The 23,381-nt window shown below is 40.4% G+C and carries 18 protein-coding genes, 1 tRNA gene and 1 pseudogene; 6 read left to right on the top strand and 14 right to left on the bottom strand.

The features are described 5' to 3' along the window. Positions 1-3: 3 nt before the first annotated feature. The 5 genes and pseudogenes from treC to CD126_RS03800 form a co-directional block, all read right to left on the bottom strand. A complete protein-coding gene (gene treC / locus CD126_RS03820) occupies positions 4-1,665 on the bottom strand; it encodes an alpha,alpha-phosphotrehalase (protein WP_103370060.1) in 1,662 nt (553 codons plus the stop codon). A 32-nt stretch (positions 1,666-1,697) separates the two neighbouring features. Continuing rightward, on the bottom strand, positions 1,698-3,128 hold the full coding sequence (gene treP / locus CD126_RS03815; RefSeq protein ID WP_049405308.1) for a PTS system trehalose-specific EIIBC component: 1,431 nt from the start codon (positions 3,126-3,128) through the stop codon (positions 1,698-1,700). Positions 3,129-3,520: 392 nt separating this feature from the next. Continuing rightward, positions 3,521-5,958 (bottom strand): annotated as a pseudogene (lip, locus tag CD126_RS12545) (YSIRK-targeted triacylglycerol lipase). 474 nt (positions 5,959-6,432) lie between these two features. Beyond that, a complete protein-coding gene (locus tag CD126_RS03805) occupies positions 6,433-7,833 on the bottom strand; it encodes a DHA2 family efflux MFS transporter permease subunit (RefSeq protein ID WP_103370059.1) in 1,401 nt (466 codons plus the stop codon). Between the two features lie 31 nt (positions 7,834-7,864). Continuing rightward, entirely contained in the window at positions 7,865-8,293 is a 429-nt protein-coding gene (locus CD126_RS03800; RefSeq protein ID WP_049405309.1) for a MarR family winged helix-turn-helix transcriptional regulator, read from the bottom strand. A 247-nt stretch (positions 8,294-8,540) separates the two neighbouring features. On the opposite strand from CD126_RS03800, the gene CD126_RS03795 reads away from it, so the two are divergent. Beyond that, the gene (locus CD126_RS03795; protein WP_002472363.1) at positions 8,541-9,389 is read left to right on the top strand and encodes a trypsin-like serine peptidase; all 849 of its coding nucleotides are present in this window, start codon (positions 8,541-8,543) and stop codon (positions 9,387-9,389) included. Between the two features lie 163 nt (positions 9,390-9,552). Continuing rightward, on the top strand, positions 9,553-9,777 hold the full coding sequence (locus CD126_RS03790; RefSeq protein ID WP_049405311.1) for a hypothetical protein: 225 nt from the start codon (positions 9,553-9,555) through the stop codon (positions 9,775-9,777). 270 nt (positions 9,778-10,047) lie between these two features. Here CD126_RS03790 and CD126_RS03785 read toward each other — a convergent pair. After that, positions 10,048-10,140: transfer RNA gene (locus CD126_RS03785), tRNA-Ser, on the bottom strand. Positions 10,141-10,378: 238 nt separating this feature from the next. On the opposite strand from CD126_RS03785, the gene CD126_RS03780 reads away from it, so the two are divergent. Both CD126_RS03780 and CD126_RS03775 read left to right on the top strand, forming a co-directional pair. Next, positions 10,379-11,491, top strand: a complete 1,113-nt coding sequence (locus CD126_RS03780; protein ID WP_049405312.1) for a YibE/F family protein — start codon at positions 10,379-10,381, stop codon at positions 11,489-11,491. Next, positions 11,488-12,291: a YibE/F family protein gene (locus CD126_RS03775; RefSeq protein ID WP_049405314.1), complete on the top strand. Its 804-nt coding sequence runs from the start codon at positions 11,488-11,490 to the stop codon at positions 12,289-12,291. Before CD126_RS03780 ends, CD126_RS03775 begins: the two co-directional genes overlap by 4 nt. 156 nt (positions 12,292-12,447) lie before the next feature. Here the strand turns inward: CD126_RS03775 and CD126_RS03770 are convergent, their stop codons facing one another. After that, the gene (locus CD126_RS03770) at positions 12,448-12,918 is read right to left on the bottom strand and encodes a GNAT family N-acetyltransferase (protein WP_186311611.1); all 471 of its coding nucleotides are present in this window, start codon (positions 12,916-12,918) and stop codon (positions 12,448-12,450) included. Then, the gene (locus tag CD126_RS03765) at positions 12,915-13,313 is read right to left on the bottom strand and encodes an NUDIX hydrolase (RefSeq protein WP_169931238.1); all 399 of its coding nucleotides are present in this window, start codon (positions 13,311-13,313) and stop codon (positions 12,915-12,917) included. The genes CD126_RS03770 and CD126_RS03765 overlap by 4 nt, the downstream gene beginning before the upstream one ends. A gap of 174 nt (positions 13,314-13,487) precedes the next feature. Here CD126_RS03765 and CD126_RS03760 point away from each other — a divergent pair, with 174 nt between their 5' ends. Then, positions 13,488-13,763: a hypothetical protein gene (locus CD126_RS03760; protein WP_049405320.1), complete on the top strand. Its 276-nt coding sequence runs from the start codon at positions 13,488-13,490 to the stop codon at positions 13,761-13,763. 61 nt (positions 13,764-13,824) lie between these two features. Here the strand turns inward: CD126_RS03760 and CD126_RS03755 are convergent, their stop codons facing one another. From CD126_RS03755 to CD126_RS03730, 6 genes are all read right to left on the bottom strand, one after another. Next, positions 13,825-14,706: a mechanosensitive ion channel family protein gene (locus tag CD126_RS03755; RefSeq protein ID WP_049405321.1), complete on the bottom strand. Its 882-nt coding sequence runs from the start codon at positions 14,704-14,706 to the stop codon at positions 13,825-13,827. 325 nt (positions 14,707-15,031) lie between these two features. Next, the gene (locus tag CD126_RS03750) at positions 15,032-16,057 is read right to left on the bottom strand and encodes a LysM peptidoglycan-binding domain-containing protein (RefSeq protein WP_103370057.1); all 1,026 of its coding nucleotides are present in this window, start codon (positions 16,055-16,057) and stop codon (positions 15,032-15,034) included. An 870-nt stretch (positions 16,058-16,927) separates the two neighbouring features. After that, positions 16,928-18,256 (bottom strand): sodium-dependent transporter, encoded by a 1,329-nt coding sequence (locus CD126_RS03745; protein ID WP_049405324.1) that lies wholly within the window; start codon positions 18,254-18,256, stop codon positions 16,928-16,930. A 351-nt stretch (positions 18,257-18,607) separates the two neighbouring features. Then, positions 18,608-19,354, bottom strand: a complete 747-nt coding sequence (locus CD126_RS03740) for an alpha/beta hydrolase (protein WP_186311612.1) — start codon at positions 19,352-19,354, stop codon at positions 18,608-18,610. Between the two features lie 197 nt (positions 19,355-19,551). After that, positions 19,552-20,133: a PepSY domain-containing protein gene (locus CD126_RS03735; RefSeq protein ID WP_002472340.1), complete on the bottom strand. Its 582-nt coding sequence runs from the start codon at positions 20,131-20,133 to the stop codon at positions 19,552-19,554. A 222-nt stretch (positions 20,134-20,355) separates the two neighbouring features. Then, the gene (locus tag CD126_RS03730; protein ID WP_049405327.1) at positions 20,356-21,582 is read right to left on the bottom strand and encodes a CynX/NimT family MFS transporter; all 1,227 of its coding nucleotides are present in this window, start codon (positions 21,580-21,582) and stop codon (positions 20,356-20,358) included. Between the two features lie 280 nt (positions 21,583-21,862). Between CD126_RS03730 and CD126_RS03725 the strand changes: the two genes are divergently transcribed. Further along, positions 21,863-23,296, top strand: coding sequence for an MDR family MFS transporter (locus CD126_RS03725; RefSeq protein ID WP_049405328.1), 1,434 nt, complete (start codon positions 21,863-21,865; stop codon positions 23,294-23,296). Positions 23,297-23,381 lie beyond the last annotated feature (85 nt).

Genomic DNA, 23,381 nt, shown 5'->3' with positions numbered 1-23,381 from the left:
TAATTATTCACTGTCCTTGTCACACTTCTCTTCTTGAGCGATTACAATCGCCCCGTAACCTTCAATCGTTCTTTGGTTCAACTCACAGTTAGCGATGACAGCCTCTCCCTCTATATTCAATGACTCTGGAAGTGCCACACTACACTCAGAGAAGTTCGCAATCACAAGCCAACTTTTACCTTGATAATTTCGACGATAAACAAACAGATCTGGATGTGTCATGTATAGAGGTTCAATATCGCCATAAGTCACGATATCGTGCTGATGTCTCAACGTAATCAACTTGCGATACGTCTGCAATATAGACTCAGAATCTTCCATCGCTCGCGCCACGTTAATACTTCGATAGTTAGCATTGATTGGCATCCAAGGTTCGCCTTCTGTAAATCCGGCATGACGTTCATCATTCCACAACATCGGCGTTCGTGAATTGTCGCGCGATTTCTGGTTTAAAATGGTTAGCGCTTCCCTTTCAGACATACCTTGTTCTATTAAAGATTTATACGCATTAATTGCTTCAACATCTTGATATTGATCGATAGACGTGAAATTAGGATTAGTCATACCTATTTCTTCACCTTGATAGATATAAGGCGTTCCTTGCAACATGTGTAAGACGATTGCCAACATTTTACCACTTTGAACTCTTAACGTTTCCGTAGCATCGTTACCAAAGCGAGAAACGATACGTGGTTGGTCATGATTACACCAGAATATCGCGTTCCAACCGCCACCTTCATAGATACCAACTTGCCAGTCCATCAGAATCTCTTTCAACTTCAGAAAGTCCATAGAAGCATTGGTCCACTTGTCTCCACCCGCATAATCGACCTTTAAATGATGGAAGTTAAAGACACTATGCAATTCTTGACGTTCCGGGCGCGTATATTTAAGGCAATGATCCAATGTTGTGGAGGACATTTCGCCAACCGTCATAAGATCAGTGCCCCCGAAAGTTGTCTTATTGAGCTCATGAATATATTCATGTACGTGAGGTCCGTCAGTATAGAACTCCTTACCTATACGCTTAGAATCTTCAAACTCTCCCTTTGAGATAAGGTTAATCACATCAAAGCGAAAGCCGTCGACACCGAAATCCATCCAATACTTCACGATACGATGCAATTCAGCACGCACTTGAGGATTATCCCAGTTTAAATCAGCTTGGGACACATCGAATAAGTGAAGATAATAATCGTCAGTCTCCGTTTCTTGTTGCCAAGCATTGCCTCCGAATTTCGATTGCCAGTTCGTCGGAGGACCTTCATCTTTTGATTTTTTAAAAATGTAGAAATCCCGATACGGACTTTCAGGATGGTTATAAGCATCTTTAAACCACTGATGCTCTGTTGAAGTATGATTGATAACGATATCCATCATAATCTTCAAATCACGTCGATGCGCTTCAGAGATGAGAGTTCTCAAGTCGTCTAAACTTCCAAAGATTTCATTCACTTGATAATAATCACTAATGTCATAGCCATTATCATTCATCGGTGATTGATAAACAGGCGTTAACCAGAGGTAATCTACGCCTAAATACGCTAAGTAATCTAATTTCTCTGTAATACCATTAATATCGCCTTGGCCATTTCCAGTCGTATCATTAAATGATTTCGGATAAATTTGATACACGACCGATTTACGCCAATTCGTTTGAGACATAGTAACCCACCTTTTCATTGCTGTCTCATTGTTTATTTATTATCTACCATTTTCTTCGCTTTATCTTTACTCATTTTAGAGAAAAGAATTGTCAGTATGAATGGAATAATCATGGCTGCTACTGTACAGATTAAATATACAGGCCAATACTCACTTTTAACAGATAAAAATGCAGGGACACCACCGACGCCGACTTTCGCAAGGACTTCGTTACCGCCGATAATTGCGCCTAAAAACGCTGAAGTAATAATCGAAGCGAAGAATGGATATTTCAGCGGTAAGTTTACACCAAACATCGCCGGCTCTGTCACACCAAGTAGACCTGACACACCTGAAGTAATCGCTAAACCCTGTTCTTTCTTCATCTTTCTTCTCCAATACACATACCATGCGCCAAATGCAGCTGAGCCTTGGCAAATATTAGAAATCGCAACAATTGGCCATAAATACGTATAGTGCAAGTCGCTACCCATCAATTGGATATCAACAGCTAAGAACATATGATGCAGACCTGTGATAACCAACGGCGCATAGAAGAATCCGTATAATGCACCACCGAGCCAACCTGCATGATGGAAAATGTAAGTGACGCCATCCGTAATACCTGTACCTATCCATAAAGCGAGCGGTCCGATGACTACAAATGACAAGAAACCTGTAATTAAGAGCGCCAATGGTCCAACGACCAGCATTTTAATCGAATCATGAACCACTTTGTTCAACCCACGTTCGATTAATGATAGGACGTATGTAGCGAGTAAGATCGGTAAGACTTGTCCTTGATAGTTCAGTTGTTTCACCTCTAACCCGAAGAGATTCCATGTAGGAATATGGCCTTTCGCAATATCATATTGGGACACTAACTGAGGATTCATTAGCACAAGTCCTAACACGAGCCCGAGAACCGGATTCCCACCAAACACACGCATACTACTCCAGCCTACCAGTGCTGGTAGGAAGATAAATGCGGTATTCGCAATTACATTGACAATATCAGAAATATCACCGAGCTGTGGATGTTGTTTAACTAATGACTGCTCACCGAAAAGATGATCCATCGTGAGTAGATTATTTAAACCTAGCAATAAACCCGCTGTCACAATTGCTGGCAAAATAGGAATGAAGATATCTCCCAACAACTTAATCAAGCGTTGGAGCGGATTCGCTTTCTTACCTGCCGCTGCTTTCACTTCTTCTTTCGTCGACTCTGAAGTACCGGTTTCTTGAATGAATTGCTTATACACTTCATCCACGGTACCTGGCCCTATAACAATCTGATACTGATTCTCTGCTTTAAACTGACCTTTCACCAAATCATTGTTCTGCAAACGCTCAGTATCTACTTTGCTATCATCGTTGAGTACAAGTCTTAGTCGCGTAATACAATGTGTAGCTTTATTTACGTTCTCTTTGCCACCGATTGCTTCTACGATGTCTTTCACATCTTTCTTCTTAACTCCCAAATTGGACACCCCATTCCTTTCAGTTAACCAAAGTATAACTTGTCTATACAAGTTGTGTAAAGGCTTACATTTTGGAGTTGAGTTACTTTAGCTTTCATTGTACCGAGAATTGATTAATGGGATGGGTAAAACTTGGAAAAGGTTCTCAGGTCTATAGATAAAAGTAACTGAGACATTTAGTGAGTAGAATAATAAATTCAACTTCTATCTTACACACGAAAAAAGCGCTGGAACACTGCAACATTGCACGCGTCCTAGCGCTCTCTATTCCAAGTGCTACGAAATACTATCTACCGCACCTGATATTATCCAAATAAGTTTTTCAAAAGTCTAAGTAAAGAACTGAATAGTTCTACAACGTTTCCTGACATGTGATGAACTCCTTCCATTTATTATTCTTCGATACTTACGAGGTCGTCTGCGATACCTCTATAGAATTCTTTCAATTCTTGCGCTGAACGTTTGGTATCTGAGTAATCTTGTCCAACGAAGTCAGCGTGGTCCCAACCTTTCATGACAGGTGTCACTTGCCATACACCTTTCTTATCTTTATCTGAAGCATCAACGTGTGGTTGGTTGAATGGGTGAAGACCAGAAATGACAGAAACGAGGCCGTCGTTATCGCGCCATTCTTTTTCGTTAACTTTTCCAATCACATTACCTGTGATAGAGAGCAAGAACATCATGTTAAGGTCTGATTTGTAACGGCCACCTAAACTACGATGTGATGCAGAACCTGTATATGTCTTATAAGAGATATTCGGATTCATTGATGTGTTCTGGTTAATCTTAGACGCACCTGCGAGAGATAAATCGTAGAAAGCATTGTCTTTAGACTTCCATAATTTATCGTTCTGTTTCACGCGTTTGAGATAGTCGTTGAATGATTCACCATCGCGTTGTTTAAGACCCCATTGACCAAGACCGAGATCTTGCTTCGTATCTTTGCCACCAGTCCATTTCGCATAGTCATATACAACTTGGCGGATTAACGCTTCGTTACCTAATTTGTCAGAACCATGTGAACCATTATGTGGTGTTGCTAATGTTGTGATTGAAGAAATCATATTGTCATGGTCACCTTGGTATAATGGTGAAATGTCGCCACCATGCTCTTTCTGATAATCTTGTTCTTCTTTATTACCATTACGTAATAACTCTTCAAGTTGACGAATCGTTTGTCCACCCATACTGTGACCAACTAAGTGAACTTTCTTACCTGGTTCCCAATCTTTGTAAACACCTTCGTATGTCTTACCGTAACGTTCATGGCCATATTTCTCTGCATGTGCAGCACCATAGTCAACTGTACCGCCTTTAAGGTAGTAGTAGAGTTCAACCGCTCTGTCATAGTTACTGCCGAACGCACTTACACTTGCTTCATATGTCTTGTAACCATGTTGTTCTAAGTCTTGTGTGATATCTGCTTTATCTCCGCCCCAATAATGTTCGAGCACATCAGGTTTGATATCATCTGTGTAACCACTTAAACCGTGTACTAACACGATAGGTTCTTTATTCTTGTAATGTTGTTGATCGGCTTTCTTATCTGGTTGGTCTTTTACTTCTTCCGCATCTCTTTCGTCTTGTTGTTAGATTGTGTTGCGACAGCGTTGTCTTTAAGTGTTTTCAAACCTTCTTTGTCATCTTTATCTTTCTTCTCATCTTCTGATTGAGCTTGTTGATCTAATGTTTCGCTATCTACTGCTGAAAAATCAGGGTCAATTTCTTTCTTTTTATTAGCATCATCAGTGTCTTGATGTGCAGTCATTTTACTAGTAGCTTGAGCGGCATCATTGGCCTCGTCAGCTTTGTCTTGAGTTGTTTGTGCAGATTGATCAGAAGGTTCAGTGGCATGAGTGTCTTGAGCTTGAGCGTCACTATCATGCTTAGCATCACTATCTTGATCTTTGGTATCATCTGTAGCCGCGTGATTGTCGGCTGAATGTTTCGCGTCATCTGTTTGCGCGTCATCGTGTTGTACTGTTACGTCTTGATCAGATGAAGTTGCGGGATTCTCATCTTTTGAAGATTGTTTATCGGACGTATGGTCTGTCGCATCAGAATCGTGTTTCTCAGCGTCAGCATGTTGCGCATCTGCCTCATTATCTGATTGATCTGCGTCCTGCTTGTCTTGTTGGTCTTTATCATTATCTACTTTGTGAGAATCTTGATTGTCTTGTTGGCCAGCATCTTGGTCATGTTTAGCAGCTTGAGTGTCATCATCTTTAGTAGTTGCATCCGTATCCGCTTGGTCATCTTGTTGCGCACTATCTTGATGACTTTGGCTCGCATCCGCTTGATCGTCTTGCGCTACATCATTGTTATCGGATTGAGCTTGTGTGTCATCGTTATCGGCTTTCGTATCTGCGTCGTCGTTAGCTTGTGATGGCGTTTGATCCGCGTGGTCTTTAGAGTACGCGGCATCATCAGTAGATGGTGAAGCATCACTTTGAGTTGCGTTGTTTGAAGCATCGTTATCTGTAGGCTGCTCAGTTGAAGTGTTGTCAGGAGTGTCTTGAGAAGATGTGTGAGCATCGTCAGTTTGTGGCGTATCTTTATGTAGGCTATCATTGTGATCTGTTGCATCTGAATCTTGTGGTGTATCTTGTTGAGAAGTTTGTGAAGTATTCGGTGTTGATTCACTATTTTGCACAGCTTGTTCCCCAGTTGTCTGTGTCGTTGAACCTGTCGTACTATCCCCTTGTTGCTCTGCTTTCTCTGCAGCGTGGGCACTTCCGCCACCTAAGAATAGGAGTGAAGCGATTAGGATGGACGATGCACCTACGCTAAATTTGCGAATACTGTACTTATTTCTTCTTTGTTTCATATTCAACACCTCTTTAGTTTTTTAGTTGCGAATAGATCCTTAGATAAAAATATTGACGATTGCGCGTGGAATGAGTTCAAGTATTTTGATAAAGAATGCTTTAGCTGTCATGTGTCTTCCTCCTTCTTCATTATAAAAAGCAGACACTCCCAACACTTGCTATTGCGAATGGCACTAGTTTTTAGAGATAATATTTTATGTTGCCAATAACAAGTTTGTCCATTTTTATAATTTATTTATTAGTATTATATATAACAAATTGACACCATTCAACCGTTTTACAGAAATTTTAGGAAACGTTTTCAAATTTAAAGGTGAGCGAAGTTTCAGCTATGGGTAAAATGCCTTTTACGCCGCATAAAAAAACACTCCATAAAGTCAGTGTGTGACTTAACTTTATGAAGTGTATGTAAAGGAGAGAGAGGTTATATTGAACGCAAGTCAGCCTTTCAAGCGTAACCTCCGAAAATGATCCTACTCCCCTTCTGTATATTTATTCTGTTCAATGAAGAACGACAAGATAATACCGAGTAAAGCGATGAAACTTACGGCAATATACACTGCTTTGAAACCTGAAATCATCGCTAGCAAATGCCCATGTGTTGATGCTTTAGAGACCGTGGACATTAGCGTGATTAATAGTGCAGTACCAATAGCCGAAGCGACTTGACGGATGGTATTATTCATCGCCGTACCGTGCGTGATGAGATGCGGAGGCAAGGCGTTGATTGCTGCTGTAGTCATCGGCGTCATAATGCCTGCACTTCCTACAGAAATTAAGGAGAAACCGATGATGATTTGTGGAATAGACGTAGAAATTGTCGTAAAGGCGAGCACGAGTCCTCCAATAAAGATAAAAATCATACTACAAATACTGAGCAATTTCGGCCCTAAAATGTCATAAATACGTCCACCTACTGGAGATAGAATACCGAGTAATATACCTCCTGGTAATAAGACGAGTCCTACTCCAAAGGCCGTCTTATCATGAATACTTTCTAAGTAGAGTGGCAAGATGCTCATACTACCCATGAAGATAACAATCATAAAGACGATAAGCACCGTTGAAATCGTAAAGTTAACGTATTTATACACCCTAAATTCTAATATAGGTTGTGCAAGTTTGAGTTGTCTTAAGATAAACGCCGTCAAGATTAACGCGAAGACAATAATTGAGCCGATTGAAATAGGATGTAACCAGCCAATTTCCCCTGCGATACTTACGCTAAAGAGAATGCCGCCGAAACCTAATGTTGAAAGTACAACTGAGAAGATGTCGAGGCGCATAGGGTTAACCTCAGAAACATTTTCCATAAAGAAGAGACTGATAACGAAGTCTAATAATGAAACAGCAAGAATAATTAAGAACAATACTTTCCAAGTCATAATATTGACGATATAACCTGACAAGACGGGTGCAATCGCTGGCGCAAACCCGATGACGAGACCGAAGACGCCCATTGCGACTCCGCGTTTTTCAACTGAAAAGAGTAAGAATAGTACGGTTTGTGAAAGAGGGAGGAGTATCCCTGCACCGAGCGCTTGTATAATTCGCCCTATTAATAAAGAAGTAAAGTTAAATGAAAGAAAACTGATGAGCGAGCCAACGACCAAGCAAGTCATAGCGGTAAAGAACAGTTGGCGAATCGTAAATTTGTTCAGTAGAAATGCTGAAACGGGGATGAGAATCCCAGAAATTAACATAAATATGGTGGTCAGCCATTGCGCTGTAGTACTTGAGAGATTGAAGTCTTGCATAATATCTGGCAAGACGCTGGTGAGAATCGTTTGGTTCAACACTGCGATAAATGCGCCTAATAGAATCATACTGACGATGAGTATTTGTCGACGCTGCGATATTGAACTGTGTTCCAATTTAAGAACCTTCCTTTCTAATTATTTCAAATTAATAGTGAGTCAGACGTTTCGAAATTGAATTTAAGACTTTGATTGTCGTATCAATTTCTTCCTCTGTGCAATCTTGAAGCAAGTCATTTTGAACAGTGAGACCAATGTCATTCGCCTTTTCAAATAACTGCTCCCCTGATGGTGTGAGATGATAATATTTCTTACGCTTATCCTGCGCATCTGTTTCCGCTTCAAGAATCTTCTCGTCCAAGAGATGTTTCACCGTTTCCGTCATTGTCGGCACACGAACCTCTGCTTTGTTAGCTAGATCTGAAACAGTGAGTTTATCTTGGTTAAAATGAATGTATTTGAGCACATTCCATTGTGTAAGTGAAATATTGATCGGCACGAACGCATTGGTCGATACTTGATAGTATCTTTTATGAATCTTTAAATATTCTTCGAATAACTGTTGCACTTTATCCATCGTCTGAGTTCCTCATTTCTTATAACAATTTAGTTAGGCTACCTAATTAATTATAAAGCGTGTTTCTGTCATTGTCAATGACCTGCATTTGCGTGAAATGAGAGTGCTATGTAGCGATTTATTGAAAAACAGCATAAATGACCATTTTTAAATGTTTGGAAAGAATTTCTTAAAAAGCATTTTATCTTTAAATCAATATGGTAGAATGTAAGCGATTCTAACTTTTACAACTAAAGGGGTTTATAAAATGAAAAATGTGATTAAAAAGACAAGCGCAGCACTCATTGCGACAGGCCTCTTAACAGTCGGACTTGGTGCTGAAATGAATACATCTCAAGCGGTGGAAGGCCATTACGACTACGATGGTATGTACCCTAGCAATGCGAATAGTGCTTATCAAAAAGCGACGAACATTAATAATAATGATGTGACGATTAAACATTATGGCTATGCGAATAAGACCAAGTACAAAGCTGTGGGTCGTGTCAGCAACGTTGATGGCTGGAAAGGTAAAGGCAAAGATAGCATGGGCACTGGCTTTATGATTGATAAACATACGTTCTTAACGAATGGTCACGTGATCGATAATCCAAATGGTAAAGCTGTAGCCGCTAAAAATGTAACATTTGAAATGAACCGTGACGGCAACAAGCGCCCTTACAAGTTCCATGCGAACCGTATTTCTAAAGTAGCTGGACAAGATATTGCAGTCGTGAATACGAAAGAAGATATGTCGAAAGCCGCGCAACCGTTGAAACTAGCATCTCAAAAACAGATTCAAGGTTTGAAATATAAAGATCGTCTCTACTCTTTAGGTTATCCTTGGCAAAATAACGATAATACGAAAGCATACTGGAATAAATTTAGATTCTTGCAATATTCATCTAATCACACTGAATTGATGTTTAAAGATAAATTCCGTGCAGGTGCTTCTGGTTCTCCGATCGTTAATAACAAATATCAAGTTTATGGTTTACGTACGTATGGTTGGAATTTAAGAGGCAATAGTACAGATAAATATTCACAACAAGAAGTGGCTGGTGGCGAAGCTTTAACAACGCAAGCACAACAATTTATCAATAATCATCGCCGATAATGATACATTTGGGAGGTTTAAGACTGCTCGCAGTCTTACCCTCCTTTTTAAATGGTGCTTTATAGGTCAACTACCAATGGGCATCATGGGGTTTTCTCGTCACTGAGCGAATGCCTCGATTAACATATCGAGATAAATTATCTTTGAATAGAGGAGTATTTGTATGGACCAATTTACAGATCGACTAGAGGGCATCACACATCATCCATATGCTTTTAGTATGGTGTGCTTTCTCGTTTATTTTATTGCGGGATTACTTATTTTTACAGCTTCTGTATTTATTATGTATCGCAATGTTTCACTTGTTGAGAAATTCGTGACGATACTCATTTTATCGATAGTCATGGCAATCGCGCTATCAGGTATAACGTTGTTTATCGTTTTATAGCTTACAGGGTTAGTTCGAAGTGAAATTTATCAATTAAATACGATATTTGGTGCTTTATTCCCTAAATCATTTGATGTATCATTACACATAGGCATGATATCTTTTCTTTTTAGTTTGCGCAGGTACCCTACTATTAGAGAGATATTCGTGCCTTTTTTGGTGAGTATAAAAAATACACATCAAAAATCAAACCAAAATAAAAAAGGCAAACACTCAAACTCAATTGAGTACTTGCCTTCTATATCAATTAGTCTTGGAATTCAAATATAATGGCGGAGGAAGAGGGATTCGAACCCCCGCGAGCCGTTAAGCTCCTGTCGGTTTTCAAGACCGATCCCTTCAGCCGGACTTGGGTATTCCTCCAATTGAACATTCATTATTATATAGTTAATCTTTTTAAAAGTCAATCCATAATTCAATTTCATTGGAAAGCCATTCAATTCAGAGCCTCTCCCTACATTTTTCAAAAAATCTCCTACTAAAAAGTCTCCACTACAATACTCTCAACTCGCCATAAACAACCTAGAAATCTTTGAATTACTTGCATGACAAGCGTATAATCACAGTGTTATCACATGCTTTACGAAGTGAGGTTGAAATCATGGCAGAGAAACCCATCTGGCAACGCCCATTCACGTGGTTATTCACAATATGTTGTCTTATCTTCATTATTTTAATTATTTTTACCTTAGTGAATGACAAATTCTATCGTATCCCTCTCGCTCAGGTGACGGATGTGAAAGAGGTTCATACGAAACATATCACAGATGATCACCACAATCACGATACGAAACACACACAACGCCTAACGCTTAAGATGCTTAATGGCAAATACGAAGGGCGGACGACAACGTTACATAATACCTATGCCGAATCCCAAGCTGATAGCGAGAAATTCTCTACACATAATAAAGTTCTGCTTCACGTAGGTAAGAATTTGAAAGATATGTACATTATTGAGAAGAAGCGTGACACACTCGTGGTGACGCTCACAGGTATCTTTATCTTAACGGTGCTTTGGGCAGGTAAACGCATCGGCATTCACTCTATCTTGTCGCTCGTCGTCAACTCGACTGCCGTGCTGGCTGCGATTGCAATTCACAATGCATACCCTAGTATCAATCTCTTCGGTCTGATGAGTGTGGCGGTCATTCTAGGCACAATCGTCACATTATTACTCGTCATCGGCTGGAATCTGCGGACTGGCATCACCATCGTGAGTACGTTGCTCGGCACCTTCATTTGTGTCGGTCTCATGCAACTCATCATTTCACTCACAGGTGGTAATGGCTTGAAATTCGAAACGATGGGCTTTCTCACGTTACCACCGACTGAAGTCTTCCTCGCTTCCGTCATGATTGGTTCTCTAGGTGCAGTAATGGATGTGGCGATTACAATTTCTAGTGGGATGGCTGAAATTCTGCGACGGAAACCTGACATTTCACTCACACGCTGGGCACTCGCTGGACGCCATATCGGACAAGACATCATGGGTACGATGACAAACATCTTACTCTTCTCCTATCTGTCCGGCGCCCTACCTATGTTTCTCATCTATCTCACTAACGAGAACACGATTACTTATTCCGTTTCCATGAACTGGTCGCTCGAAATTTCCCGGGCAATTACAGGTGGTATCGGTATTGTCTTAACAATTCCAATTACGATTCTACTCATGCAGTTCTGGTGGAGAATGCGAGGTGTTAAACGATGAGTGTGACAACGATTCTAGGTATTATTTTGCTCATATTGATGATTATTTTTGGTGGTAAAAAGGGCCTCGTGTCCTTCATGACATTGTTTTTAAACTTTATTATTCTCGTAATCACCATCGTAGTAATACTCTTCGGTGCACCGATTTATCTCGTCACGATACTGTTCTGCATTGCGATTGCTGCGATTAATTTGTTCGTGCTCAACAGCTATAATACTAAGACACGTGCGGCTTTTATCTCAACGCTCATTACGACACTTATACTCATCGTCGCAATCTATCTGTGCGTGTCACTCGGACATTTACAAGGCTTTACGACGGAACAGCAAGATGAGACGTACGTCTTCTCGATGAATATCGGCATCGACATGGTCAAATTCATGGTCTTCACGACGGTCTTAGCTGTCATTGCGGCTGTGATTGACTTGGCGATCACGATTAGTTCGCCGATGTACGAACTTCATACAACGAAACCTGAACTGACACGTGCTGAATTGATGCAATCTGGTTTAAGAGTGGGTCGCGAAATTCTGGCGACATCTGCCAACACGATATATCTCGCCTACTTCGGAGGTCAGCTCACAATCTTCTTCTGGTTCTTTAAATTGAATTATTCATTTGCGCACATTATTAATTCGAAGTTGTTTGCGCAAGAATTTATTTCAATCTTACTTGGTGGGATTGCGGTCGCGATCAGCATTCCTATTACAGCTTGGATTACAGCGCTATTGATTAAAAGAACAGGTATGGGACATACATCAGAGTCTCATCATAAGAAAGCAGAACAATATACGAAGTAGTATTAGCGAGAAGAGGGTTCGAAGCCTATTATCTTAGCTCTCTCTGCATAATATTTACATTTCTAACGTAGCTATACCCACATACTTCTCTATACGTAACGCACCCCCTAGCAACACGGACTGTTAGGGGGGCTTTGTTTCGGTTACATTCTTATACTATATTCTCAAACTCATAATAAGGACTGGCCGCCCTTCAAGTGTGGTCTCACCTTGTGTCGTATAATTTAATCGTTGATACAACTTTTGCGCAATGTCGTTATCTGTATTGACCGTTAAACATATTTCATTTACTTCGGGGTAATGATTTTTCACAAACTGTGGCAATGCACGCATCGTCGCTGTTCCGTACCCTCGTCCACGATAACGTGCATCAATACTGAATGAACGGAAGAATAGCGCCTTGGGATTAGAACTATACGGAGCTACGCCTTCACCCTCATGTAAGACGAAGAAGCCGACGCAGCGCTCTTCGTCATCCAATACCACGATGGAATGACGTTCCTCATCTTCTTGCGCTAGTTCAATATTATGTAGGGGCGTACGTGTAAACTTGCGATCTTCCGCTTTTACTTCGATATGTTCAACATTCGATTCCAACGCTGGATTGTAAGGTACTAACTTCATCATCGTTTCTCTCCTATTGCATCAATATGTTCAAGCCATTTTAACATAGCAGGCGCAATACGCTCAGTATCATCGACGGCCATCCACTCTAAATCTGTAATCTCACTTTGTGGATGGAGCGTTTCCCAATCTATATCTGCGCTCGTCGTATAACAATTAAGCTCCGTCTCCATATCTTTCTGCGGATAAGCTGGCCCCACTACAGTGCTGTGATAGTGCAGCTGATCAGGTTTCAAATGGACGCCTAGCTCTTCGTCAATCTCTCTGACTAAAGCTTCTTGCTGGGACTCACCCTCATCAATCTTGCCACCCGGGAAGTAATATTTCTGACGGTTGCGTGATTGCACGAGCAGCAATTTGTCCGCCTTCCAAACAACTAAACACACACATTTAATCATGGAATCTGTCCTTTCTTCACTCAAACAAATTATTTCTGACTTCCTCTAAATTATGTTAGTATACTGATTTGTATAAAATAATAAAGCAGTCGCACACAAGAAATACAGTGATGTACATGGTAAGCATGCTATAATCACTGTACACCTATCAAACCATTTACTGGAGGTTATATTATGGCTAAAAAGTCTAAAATGTATCGTTTATCAACATTATTGAACATGTCTACTGTTGCTATCGACACTTACAACAAATTCGCTTACCGTAGCGAGAATAAAAAGTTAAATCTCGCAAGTGTTGTGGTTTCTACAGTCAGTTCTGTCGTAGACTTCTATCTTGCAATTAAATCACCACGTAAACTCACTAAGATTGTCACGCTTGCTTCTGCAGGTATATCAGTGACACGCAATGTACTTTATTTAATCAATCAACGTCGTGGTCGTAACGCATAATTTAGTTAATTTAAGGTCGAGATGCCCTACATTATGTGGGCACCTCGACCTTTTTTACTATCTATTCTTCCTCTTCTGGATCAAACTTCACTAGCGTTGGTAGTGGTGTTTGAATACCTTCTTCATCTAAGAAACGTTTAACCTCTTTACGCAATTGACGTTCACCAGGGAAATGCATGCCCGGTTTAACGTGCGCGAGTAATTTAATGACCATTTCGTTACTTTCAACGCTATCTAACCCGAGTAACTCAGGCGCGCGTACGAACTCTTCGTGTTTGTCTGCAATTGTTGGTAAGAACTTCACTAATTTTTCTTCAATCTTATCATAGTCCTCATTAGGCGCTACAGGGATGCAGACGAGAGAAGCCACGTTCGTCGCAGAGTAGTTGACGATCTCACTAATCGCTCCGTTAGGAACCGTATAAATTTCTCCAGTATCTGACTGAATACGTGTAGAACGCAAGCCAATCGCACGCACCGTTCCTTCTGCAATCGTGACACCAGACGCGTTTATCTTCACATAGTCACTAACGTCGAATTGACCCTCGAAGATGATAAAGAAACCTGTGAGCAAGTCTTTAACAATCGTTTGAGCACCGAAACCAACAGCCAAGCCGACAACTCCAGCCCCGGCTAAGATAGCAGACACTTTCACACCGAAGTGAGAGAGTATCGTTGTGATAACGATGAACCACACGATATAGCTAATAACGTTCTGAACAAGTGCCGATAACGTCTCGCTTCGTTTAATCTTATAATGGTTCTTCTTCTTGGCATTCGCCTTAAAGAATTTCTCAACTAGTCTTCGAGCTACAGCGATGATCACCACTGCTAAGACGATGTAAATAGCTGCAATTAATATCTTGGTTAAGATATTTTGATAGAAATCCACGTGTAGCAGTGGATCGACGAGATCACGTAAGACCTTTCTGATCTGATTCACAACTTCAACCTCCTATTTTAGCTTTTTTCATTATGTCTCAGTTTGTTTGTAGGACATATATTTTCAAGTTCAAAAAATAGCAAGCATAAGTACTGTAACACACTACACACCATTTGTCTTAGCGGTTTGACCGTAGCTTTGAGTAACTTTTCACGTCTAAAAAGGTTTTACAAATAAACCGTACTTTCAGAGCGGCAAGGAGTTCACGAGGAGTTCGAATAGCGGGACGATTTCGCATTTTACGATTAACCCAAATTAAAAAAGCTCCACAGTGGGCAAAGGCATAGGTGCTTTACACTCACTATGAAGCAAAGTTCATCATAAACTAATGAATATATTTGAAGTAACCTGTTTGATATGCAGGAATTGTGCGGTATGTTGTCACACCCGGTGCAGCACTGTAGTTCATTTCTGAAACTAAGATGCTACCGTCGCCATTCACGCGCTCAACGAAAGCTACGTGTCCATAGTAACCTGCATCAGATTGAAGGATAGAACCTACTGTTGGACGATTGTTCACTACATAACCATCGCGTACTGCTGCATCATCCCAGTTATTCGCGTTCCACCAATATGTACTAATACCTTTACCAATTTGCGCACGGCGGTTGAACGCATGCCACGTACATTGACCCCAGTCGTATAAGTTCGCGTGGTTAAATACTGGAGAATTGTAAGCATTTGTTTGCGTATTTGCAGTATTTGGACGCGCATTGTTTGTTGCTGGCGTTGAAACCGTACCACTAACTTTGAGTTTTTGACCTGGATAAATAAAGTAATTAGATAATCCATTTAACGCCATTAAACGTTGTAAGTTCATTCCATGACGTGACGCGATACCATACAATGAATCGCCACGTTGCACTGTGTACACAGAGCTATTGTTGTTAGCCACTGGTGTACGGTTAGTTGTTGCTTGATTTGGTGTTGAACTTATCGCTCTGCCAGACACTTTCAAGTTCTGTCCAGGGTAAATCAACGTGTTAGATAAATTATTATTTCTCATTAATTGTTGGTAATTCACACCGTATCTTCTCGCGATACCAAATAGTGTGTCACCACGTTTTACCGTGTACGAACTTCCATTGTTATTTGCAGTCGTTGTGTTGTTCGTATAAGACGCGTTCGTTTGAGATCCTGCCACACGTAAAGTTTGATTAGGAAAGATCATGTTTGAGATCAAGTTATTCATCGTCTTTAATTTCGCTACAGTCATGTTGTACTTATGAGCGATAGACCACAACGAATCACCACTTTTTACGGTATGTGTTGTAGCAGCATCTGCATGTACTCCAGATAAAGCAGCTACAGCGCTTGTTCCTATCACTGACGCTATTAACTTCTTGCGCATTTCGTCAGCCTCCCTCTCTCTCTTTAACATTTCGTAAACAGTTTAATTACACCTTCATTATACACCTGTCCACATACTTTAAATAGCGCTTTTATATTTCATTCTCATTACATTTCTGTAATAATCAATTTATTCTGAAATTGGGTTTAGTTCTACTTTTTAAAAAATTAAGGGTATGGTAAGTTAATATTTCTTTTATGAAGATAAAAGACACTTTTGAGTGCGTAAATGTGACTTTTTAATGACGGGTAAACACTTTTGATATGAAATATACGAGTTAGGGAATTTTGCCCATTATTCTGTCTATTCGTACTATAGTAGAGTTACAAATTAAAAGCGAGGTGACGAAAATGAGTGCAATCGTAGATATCATCAAACAAATCGTTGAAGCGATCAAAAAAAATACAAAATAAGTGTCATTAAACTTTTGTGACCGGTGTAGGACAACACCTCAAGCATATGTTCTCTACGTTGTCCTATATCCGGTCTTTTTTGTGTTTTGGAGAGATACAGTGAAGATATCTAATTTTCAATGTTAAAACTCTCGCTTGCTTAGGGGCCACGCTCAACTAATTAATGACACCTCAACGGTATCATTAATGGATTTTCACTGTGGCCGTAATCCCTCAAGCGTCTCGAGTACACATTGAAAATTGAATCACAATTAATTAAATCTATAATTCTCATTTTGCGTGGTACATTCATTTCTTTTAATACCTCAGACTCAGTAATCACCCACTCCCAGTCACATATTTTTGCATTTACAAAAACCCTCCCATACTGGCTTCTATGGAAGGGTCTGATGAATTAACATATATTCATTTTTCTAAAGAGGGAATCAACAGAATTTCAAATTCTGATCTGCTTTCACTAAATCAGCTGCATGATAAATACCAAGATAATCACAAGTGGAAGCACAAGCTTCACCAGGTAGTACCATGGACTAAAGAGTTTGAAGCGATCGCGCCCGAAACTCTCTTTTAAAGCATTTTTATCCAACAACTGACCTACCACAAGCGTCGTACCTAGTGCACCTAATGGCATCAGTATGTTCGACACGAGGAAGTCCATCGCATCAAAGATCGTTAATCCGAAGATGCGCACATCATTTAAGCTACCGAATGATAAAGTAGCTGGCACACTGATGATGAAGACGAGCACACTTGCGATGAACGCGATACGAGCACGATGCTCATTGTTATTCTTCGTAAAGTTTGAAACGTTCAATTCCAATAGTGAAATTGAAGACGTCAACGCCGCAAATAAGAAGAGGATGAGGAAGATAAAGTAGAATAAACTTCCTGCAGCCATCTGATCAAACACTTGCGGCAACACTTTAAATAATAACCCTGGCCCATCTGCTGGTTTGAAATCGAAAGCTTCTGTCGCTGGGAAGATTGCTAACCCAGCAAGCAAGGACACCACAATGTTCATGATCACGATACTTAATGCAGACGTCTTAATCGTCATTTCTTTAGAGGCATAGCTCGCGTACGTAATCATACCTGTCGTACCGAGGGACAGTGTAAAGAATGACTGACCTAACGCAAACAACGTTCCTTTCACAGATAGGTCTTCTATACGTGGTTGTAAAATGTAACGAAGGCCAGACTGCGCGCCCTCTAAAGATAAAGATCTTACCACAATAACAATCAAAAAGATAAATAATAGCGGCATCATAATCTTAGAGGCTTTCTCTAAGCCCTTCTCCACACCCATCATTACAATCAACATGGTGATGAGAATAAAGATACCTTGGCCCATAATCGTTAACCATGGATTCGTAATGATGGACTCAAATTGAATACTGCTCAGATTACCTGAACTCAAACCAATGAGTTGGCCGAGTACTTTCAGAATGTAAATGATAATCCATCCACCGATAACACTGTAGAAACCGAAGAGAATGAACACAGCTAAGTTACCATTCCAACCGATAATATTTAACCATTTCTTCTGCGTTAGCTTTTCATAAATCTTCGTCGTATAAGTTTGTCCCATCTTACCAACCGCGAATTCCATAATCAGTAGCGGTAATCCTACGATAATCGTAAACAAGAGGAACATGAGTAAGAAGGCACCGCCTCCATAAATCCCTGCCATATATGGGAATTTCCACATTGCACCTAAGCCGATTGCGGAACCTGCACTTGCGAGTATAAAGCCTGTTGATGATTTCCATTGTGATTGTTTCTTCATATATAACATCCTCGTGATTTTACTTAATTACTTTGACGCGTTAAAGCGTTTAATTATTATAGTATTTACTATAACATGTTTAGTGCACAAACACAATAGAGTAATTTTTCATAGAAGTGAGACAGATATCTGTTTAATTTTGTAGGCCCCGACTAAATTTCGAAATACGGATACGAGGTATTTCGTAGATAGTCAGCTACTGCAAAAAGCTATGGTTAATTTCTTTATCAGCTATGAAATGCCTTCTATATGGGACATCGTCGTTACTATATATTATTTCTATAGCACTTTACGATTTATATACTAGACTCGCTACCCTAATAAAAAAGAAGGGAGCAATTGCCCTTCTTTTTAAAATTCCACTTCAATTCGCGACAAGAATTCGATAATATCTTGCTCAACCGCTTGATGATCTTTACCTTGCGTCATCAAGTGGCCTGCGTTGCTATAACTTTGTATTTCTTTTTGAGCATGTGTGACGTGTTCATAAATATAATTCGCGCTCTGCTCGTAAGCTGCTTCATCTTGCTCACCATACTTAATCGCAATCGGTGCTTCAATCCGATCTAAGTGTGCCATAATATCATTCACCATAGCTTGGAAAAGTTCCAAACTCTCATCGTAGTCTTCGATTTGAGCTAAGTGCGCTTGAATTGTTTCTTCATCTAAACCAATTAAATCTCCCATGCGCTGACCATAATGTTTCAGACGCCCTTGTAAGCCTGCATCCCCTTTCTTGTGAGGCGTAGACATAACTACTAGTGAGGTCACATCGAAGTGTTCTGCAAGTTTCAATGAGTACAATCCACCAAGTGAGACGCCCATCACGTGGATGTGTTGATAACCTTTATCTCGTAATTGTTGGTAGGCTGCTTGAACATCTTCCCACCAGTCTTCTGTGTCATAGGACATAAGCTCAGGTAGTAATAAACCATGTCCACGGTAAGGTGGCACTAAGCACGTATAACCTGCTTTATGTAATTTATTCGCTAAGAGCTTTACATCTCTCACCGTTCCTGTAAATGAATGGAGGAGTAATACTGCAGAAGTTGCTTCTTCGTTCTCTAAAAATATAGGATTTGGTGATTTCACATTAATCATCTTGGTCCCTCCAATAATTATATTTCTCTTCATATTGTAACGGATTTCAAACATATTGCGAGTACACAAACTCAAAAAAAGTGGCACCCAGGTCATCACCGATATATTGTCACATCGGATTATTCACTGAGTAGCCACTCTCTTTATTACTATTTTAGATTTTTAAGTCTGCGCGTATACTTATTTTCTAAACTTTAGTCGTCTCTTTCATCGCTAAGAACTTTACCTGTCTTCGCATCTACAGTAATTTCATGTTTCTCTTTACCTTTTTTCAAGTCCATATCGTACACGAATTTACCTTTATCGTCAGAACGATGAAGTGACCATTCGCCAATTTCGCCATCAAATTTCTTCTGACCTGCTTTGATGGCATCTTTATAGCTTTTCATGTCGTTGTAATCAAATTCTTTCTTCGTGCTATTAGACTCATCTGTTTCTTTTTCTTTAGAAGCGACTTTTTGATCTTTATCATTGATTACGACTTCAGATTCTTCACGTTTCTGCGCATTTTGTTGTTCAACTTTGTAAGCCCAATCTCCGTGTTCTTTTTCAAATGAAATCTTCTTCAATTTTTCATCTTTATAGATGTTTTGCGCTTTTTTAATCGCATCTTTAGGATCAGTGCTGACATCTTTTAATGCAATAGATGATTTGTGGGCGTTATCTGTATTGTTACTTTTACTATTATCGTCACTGCTATCTGCTGAACCGTTACCACCACATGCACCTAATAATACTGCTGAAGACAGTAGTAGTGCGGACATTTTAAATTTCATATTGCCACTCTCCTCGATAGTATATAAACTATCTGGTATTTAAGTTAACCAAGCAAATATTTGTATCACAACTTACCTGTATTAACTTAGTAATAGTGTTAACACATAATAATTGTAAAGCAAAATAATTTCACCCTTTTCTCACATTTTATCCAAAAAAAGACATGCCGCAGTCTGACCTCTAATACTCAAAGCCACAAACAACGACATGCCTCGCAATGTTTAAGTATCTTCTACAACATCGTCTGACGCAGCTTTAATACCGGCAAGCAACACCCCGATAGCCATCAAGACGAACGCAATGATGGCAGCTAACCAAGTATGCGTCACGTCGTGCAGTAGACCTATGAGGAACGGCCCAACCGCAGCGATAATGTAGCCGACAGACTGACCGAACCCTGATAAAGTCACACTGCCTTCGTGAGTACGCGCACGGAAGGAGAAGAGCGCCATACACATACTAAAGCATGCCCCGGTAGCTGCTCCGACGAGAATAATACCGATAATCAATAATGTATAGACGTGAGAGAAGAACAACGCGAAACCAACTAAATAGAATAAACTAATCACATAAATCAAGATACGTTGATTATTAATCTTTCCAGCTAATATAGGAAAGATGAGCGTTAACGGTACCTGACTGAACTGATTGAGCATCAATAGATAACCTGATGCGGACGGAGAAATACCTCTCGCAATCAGAATTGTTGGCAACCAAGTTACAATCGTATAGAAAATCATGGATTGGAGTCCCATCAGAAGTGCCACTGCCCAAGCCAACTTCGATTTCATAATATTAAATGAAGGTGCAGGGCGATCTGTGGCTTGTTCTTGTTGTGTACTCGCGTCATCCGCTTGAGTTTCACGACGCGTCGGTTTGATGTTCGTCACCCATAAGATCACAGCAATCATCGCAAAGATGACCCAGAATAATAGCGCAAAGCGATAACCGAAGTGGGTCATTTGTGATAGTGGATAGCTGAACCCTGCGCCAAGGCCAGCTGTAAGGTTCATTGTCGCTGTATATAAACCTGTCACTAAACCAATTTGGAGCGGAAACATCCATTTGACGAAACTCGGCATCAACACGTTACCGAAAGCGATCGCCACACCCATCAATATCGTTCCTATAATGAAGAGGGACGTCCCACCTAGCACACGGATGAAGAGTGCCGCAATGAGTAAGATTATCGCCCAAAGTACCGTACGTGGCACTGTGAGACGTTTCGCGATACGTGAGACGAAAGGCGAAACCACTGCAAAGATTAATAGCGGAATCGTCGTCAGCGAGCCAGCTAAACTGTTATTGAGCGTTAAAGCAGATTTAATCTGTTCAATCACCGGTCCTACAGCGGTTAACGGCGACCTTAATGTTGAGGCCACAAAGATGATGGCGAAGAGGATGCCCCATCGCCCTGTGAGTTTACGACTATACAAATCTTCTTGCATCTTTCCAAACACTCCCTTCTCTACTATTTCAGACGTTTAAATCTATGAACGTTACGATTTCTTTCTATTTATGTATGCAGTCTATTCTATCACAAATGATGCGAGTAGACAGGAGACAAATTTTCAATTATAGACTGACAAACCTTGCTCTCTGACCCATTCTTTATGCGAGGATAATAAACACTTTTATAAAATTAAAATCATAAACCGAATGATTTGCTTTGCTAACTATCTCTCACTAAAATTTGTTATTGGGATGTTAGAAAAGAGAGGTAATCGTATGAAGGATATATCACTAAGAAAGAGAAATGCTATTATCATAGTGATGTTGAGTAGTGCCTTTGTCGCGTTACTCAATCAAACGTTATTAAACACAGCCTTACCTGCGATTATCACAGGTTTAGAAATAACAGAAACAACTGCACAGTGGCTCATCACCGGATTTATGCTCGTCAACGGGATTATGATTCCACTCACTGCATTCTTAATGGATCGTTATCATACACGACCCTTATACATCTTCTCGATGAGTGCGTTCTTAATCGGTTCCATCATCGCAGCACTTTCACCGTCGTTCACCATACTGATGGTCGCACGCGTGATTCAAGCGATTGGTGCTGGTATACTTATGCCACTCATGCAATTCACTGTATTCACACTCTTCCCATCTGAGAAACGTGGCTTTGCGATGGGGCTTACAGGAATTGTAGCTCAAGCGGCTCCAGCCATAGGTCCTACACTCACAGGACTCTTGATTGATACATTTGGCTGGCGTGCACCGTTCCTCGTAGTGGCAATTATCGCGATTATCGCCTTTATCGTCGGCATTATCTTTGTCGATAGTCACAACGCGACGAAACCGAATAAGCTCGATAAGACTTCAGTCGTCTACTCTACATTAGGTTTCGGCTTGATGCTTTACGGCTTCAGTAGTGCCGGTAACCTTGGCTTCGGTTCACCGATCGTCATAGGTTCTCTTATCATCGGTATCATTATTGTGGCGATCTTCGTGACACGTCAAATCAAACTCGATACGCCGTTATTGAACATGCGTGTCTTCGCTAACCACACATTTGCCTTATCCGCATTTGGCTCTATGCTACTCTTCATCGGAATTGTAGGCCCTGCATTGCTCATTCCGATGTATATCCAAACCGGATTAGGTCTGTCAGCGATACTCTCAGGTCTCGTCATCTTACCAGGGGCTGTAGTCAACGCGATTATGTCTGTTTATACAGGTAAGATTTATGACAAATATGGGTTAAAAGTATTGGCAATTCCAGGATTTATCTTACTCATCATCATGACGATACTGCACTGCTTCCTAACTGCCGATACACCATACTGGTATGTCGTAATCATTTACGCAGTTCGCATGTTTGCAGTAGCGCTCATCATTATGCCACTCAATACGATTGGTATTAATGCTTTAGAGCCTAAAAATATCTCTCATGGTACAGCGATTATCAACTCTTTACGTATTATCGCTGGTGCGATGGGTACAGCAATCATGATTACGATTATGGCGATTGTCCGCACGTCTTATCAAGGTGCGCATGGCGAATCTCAAGCTGCTACATTGAAACATGCGACGATCGTAGGTGTTGATGCGGCGTTTGCTTTCACAACCATTCTGATTGTGATTGGCTTTATCCTTACTTTATTGATTAGAACGAAACAGACGCATGAACACGAGAACGCACGCGAGATTTAATGGCTCCTTGTCAATAACGGTTGGTGAGGGTCAAACGCACTAAGCAACTTTATTATGTTGTTTGGTGCGTTTTTTATATTCACTT

This window comes from Staphylococcus pettenkoferi (genome assembly GCF_002902685.1).
Classification (GTDB): domain Bacteria; phylum Bacillota; class Bacilli; order Staphylococcales; family Staphylococcaceae; genus Staphylococcus; species Staphylococcus pettenkoferi.
This window is presented reverse-complemented; position numbering and strand designations above follow the sequence as displayed.

What these genes read in the sequence shown, in the direction of transcription:
- treC (WP_103370060.1), bottom strand. Translation starts at nt 1,665, where the DNA reads ATGTCTCAAACGAATTGGCGTAAATCGGTCGTGTATCAAATTTATCCG.
- CD126_RS03800 (WP_049405309.1), bottom strand. Translation starts at nt 8,293, where the DNA reads ATGGATAAAGTGCAACAGTTATTCGAAGAATATTTAAAGATTCATAAA.
- CD126_RS03795 (WP_002472363.1), top strand. Translation starts at nt 8,541, where the DNA reads ATGAAAAATGTGATTAAAAAGACAAGCGCAGCACTCATTGCGACAGGC.
- CD126_RS03790 (WP_049405311.1), top strand. Translation starts at nt 9,553, where the DNA reads ATGGACCAATTTACAGATCGACTAGAGGGCATCACACATCATCCATAT.
- CD126_RS03780 (WP_049405312.1), top strand. Translation starts at nt 10,379, where the DNA reads ATGGCAGAGAAACCCATCTGGCAACGCCCATTCACGTGGTTATTCACA.
- CD126_RS03775 (WP_049405314.1), top strand. Translation starts at nt 11,488, where the DNA reads ATGAGTGTGACAACGATTCTAGGTATTATTTTGCTCATATTGATGATT.
- CD126_RS03770 (WP_186311611.1), bottom strand. Translation starts at nt 12,918, where the DNA reads ATGATGAAGTTAGTACCTTACAATCCAGCGTTGGAATCGAATGTTGAA.
- CD126_RS03765 (WP_169931238.1), bottom strand. Translation starts at nt 13,313, where the DNA reads ATGATTAAATGTGTGTGTTTAGTTGTTTGGAAGGCGGACAAATTGCTG.
- CD126_RS03760 (WP_049405320.1), top strand. Translation starts at nt 13,488, where the DNA reads ATGGCTAAAAAGTCTAAAATGTATCGTTTATCAACATTATTGAACATG.
- CD126_RS03750 (WP_103370057.1), bottom strand. Translation starts at nt 16,057, where the DNA reads ATGCGCAAGAAGTTAATAGCGTCAGTGATAGGAACAAGCGCTGTAGCT.
- CD126_RS03745 (WP_049405324.1), bottom strand. Translation starts at nt 18,256, where the DNA reads ATGAAGAAACAATCACAATGGAAATCATCAACAGGCTTTATACTCGCA.
- CD126_RS03735 (WP_002472340.1), bottom strand. Translation starts at nt 20,133, where the DNA reads ATGAAATTTAAAATGTCCGCACTACTACTGTCTTCAGCAGTATTATTA.
- CD126_RS03730 (WP_049405327.1), bottom strand. Translation starts at nt 21,582, where the DNA reads ATGCAAGAAGATTTGTATAGTCGTAAACTCACAGGGCGATGGGGCATC.
- CD126_RS03725 (WP_049405328.1), top strand. Translation starts at nt 21,863, where the DNA reads ATGAAGGATATATCACTAAGAAAGAGAAATGCTATTATCATAGTGATG.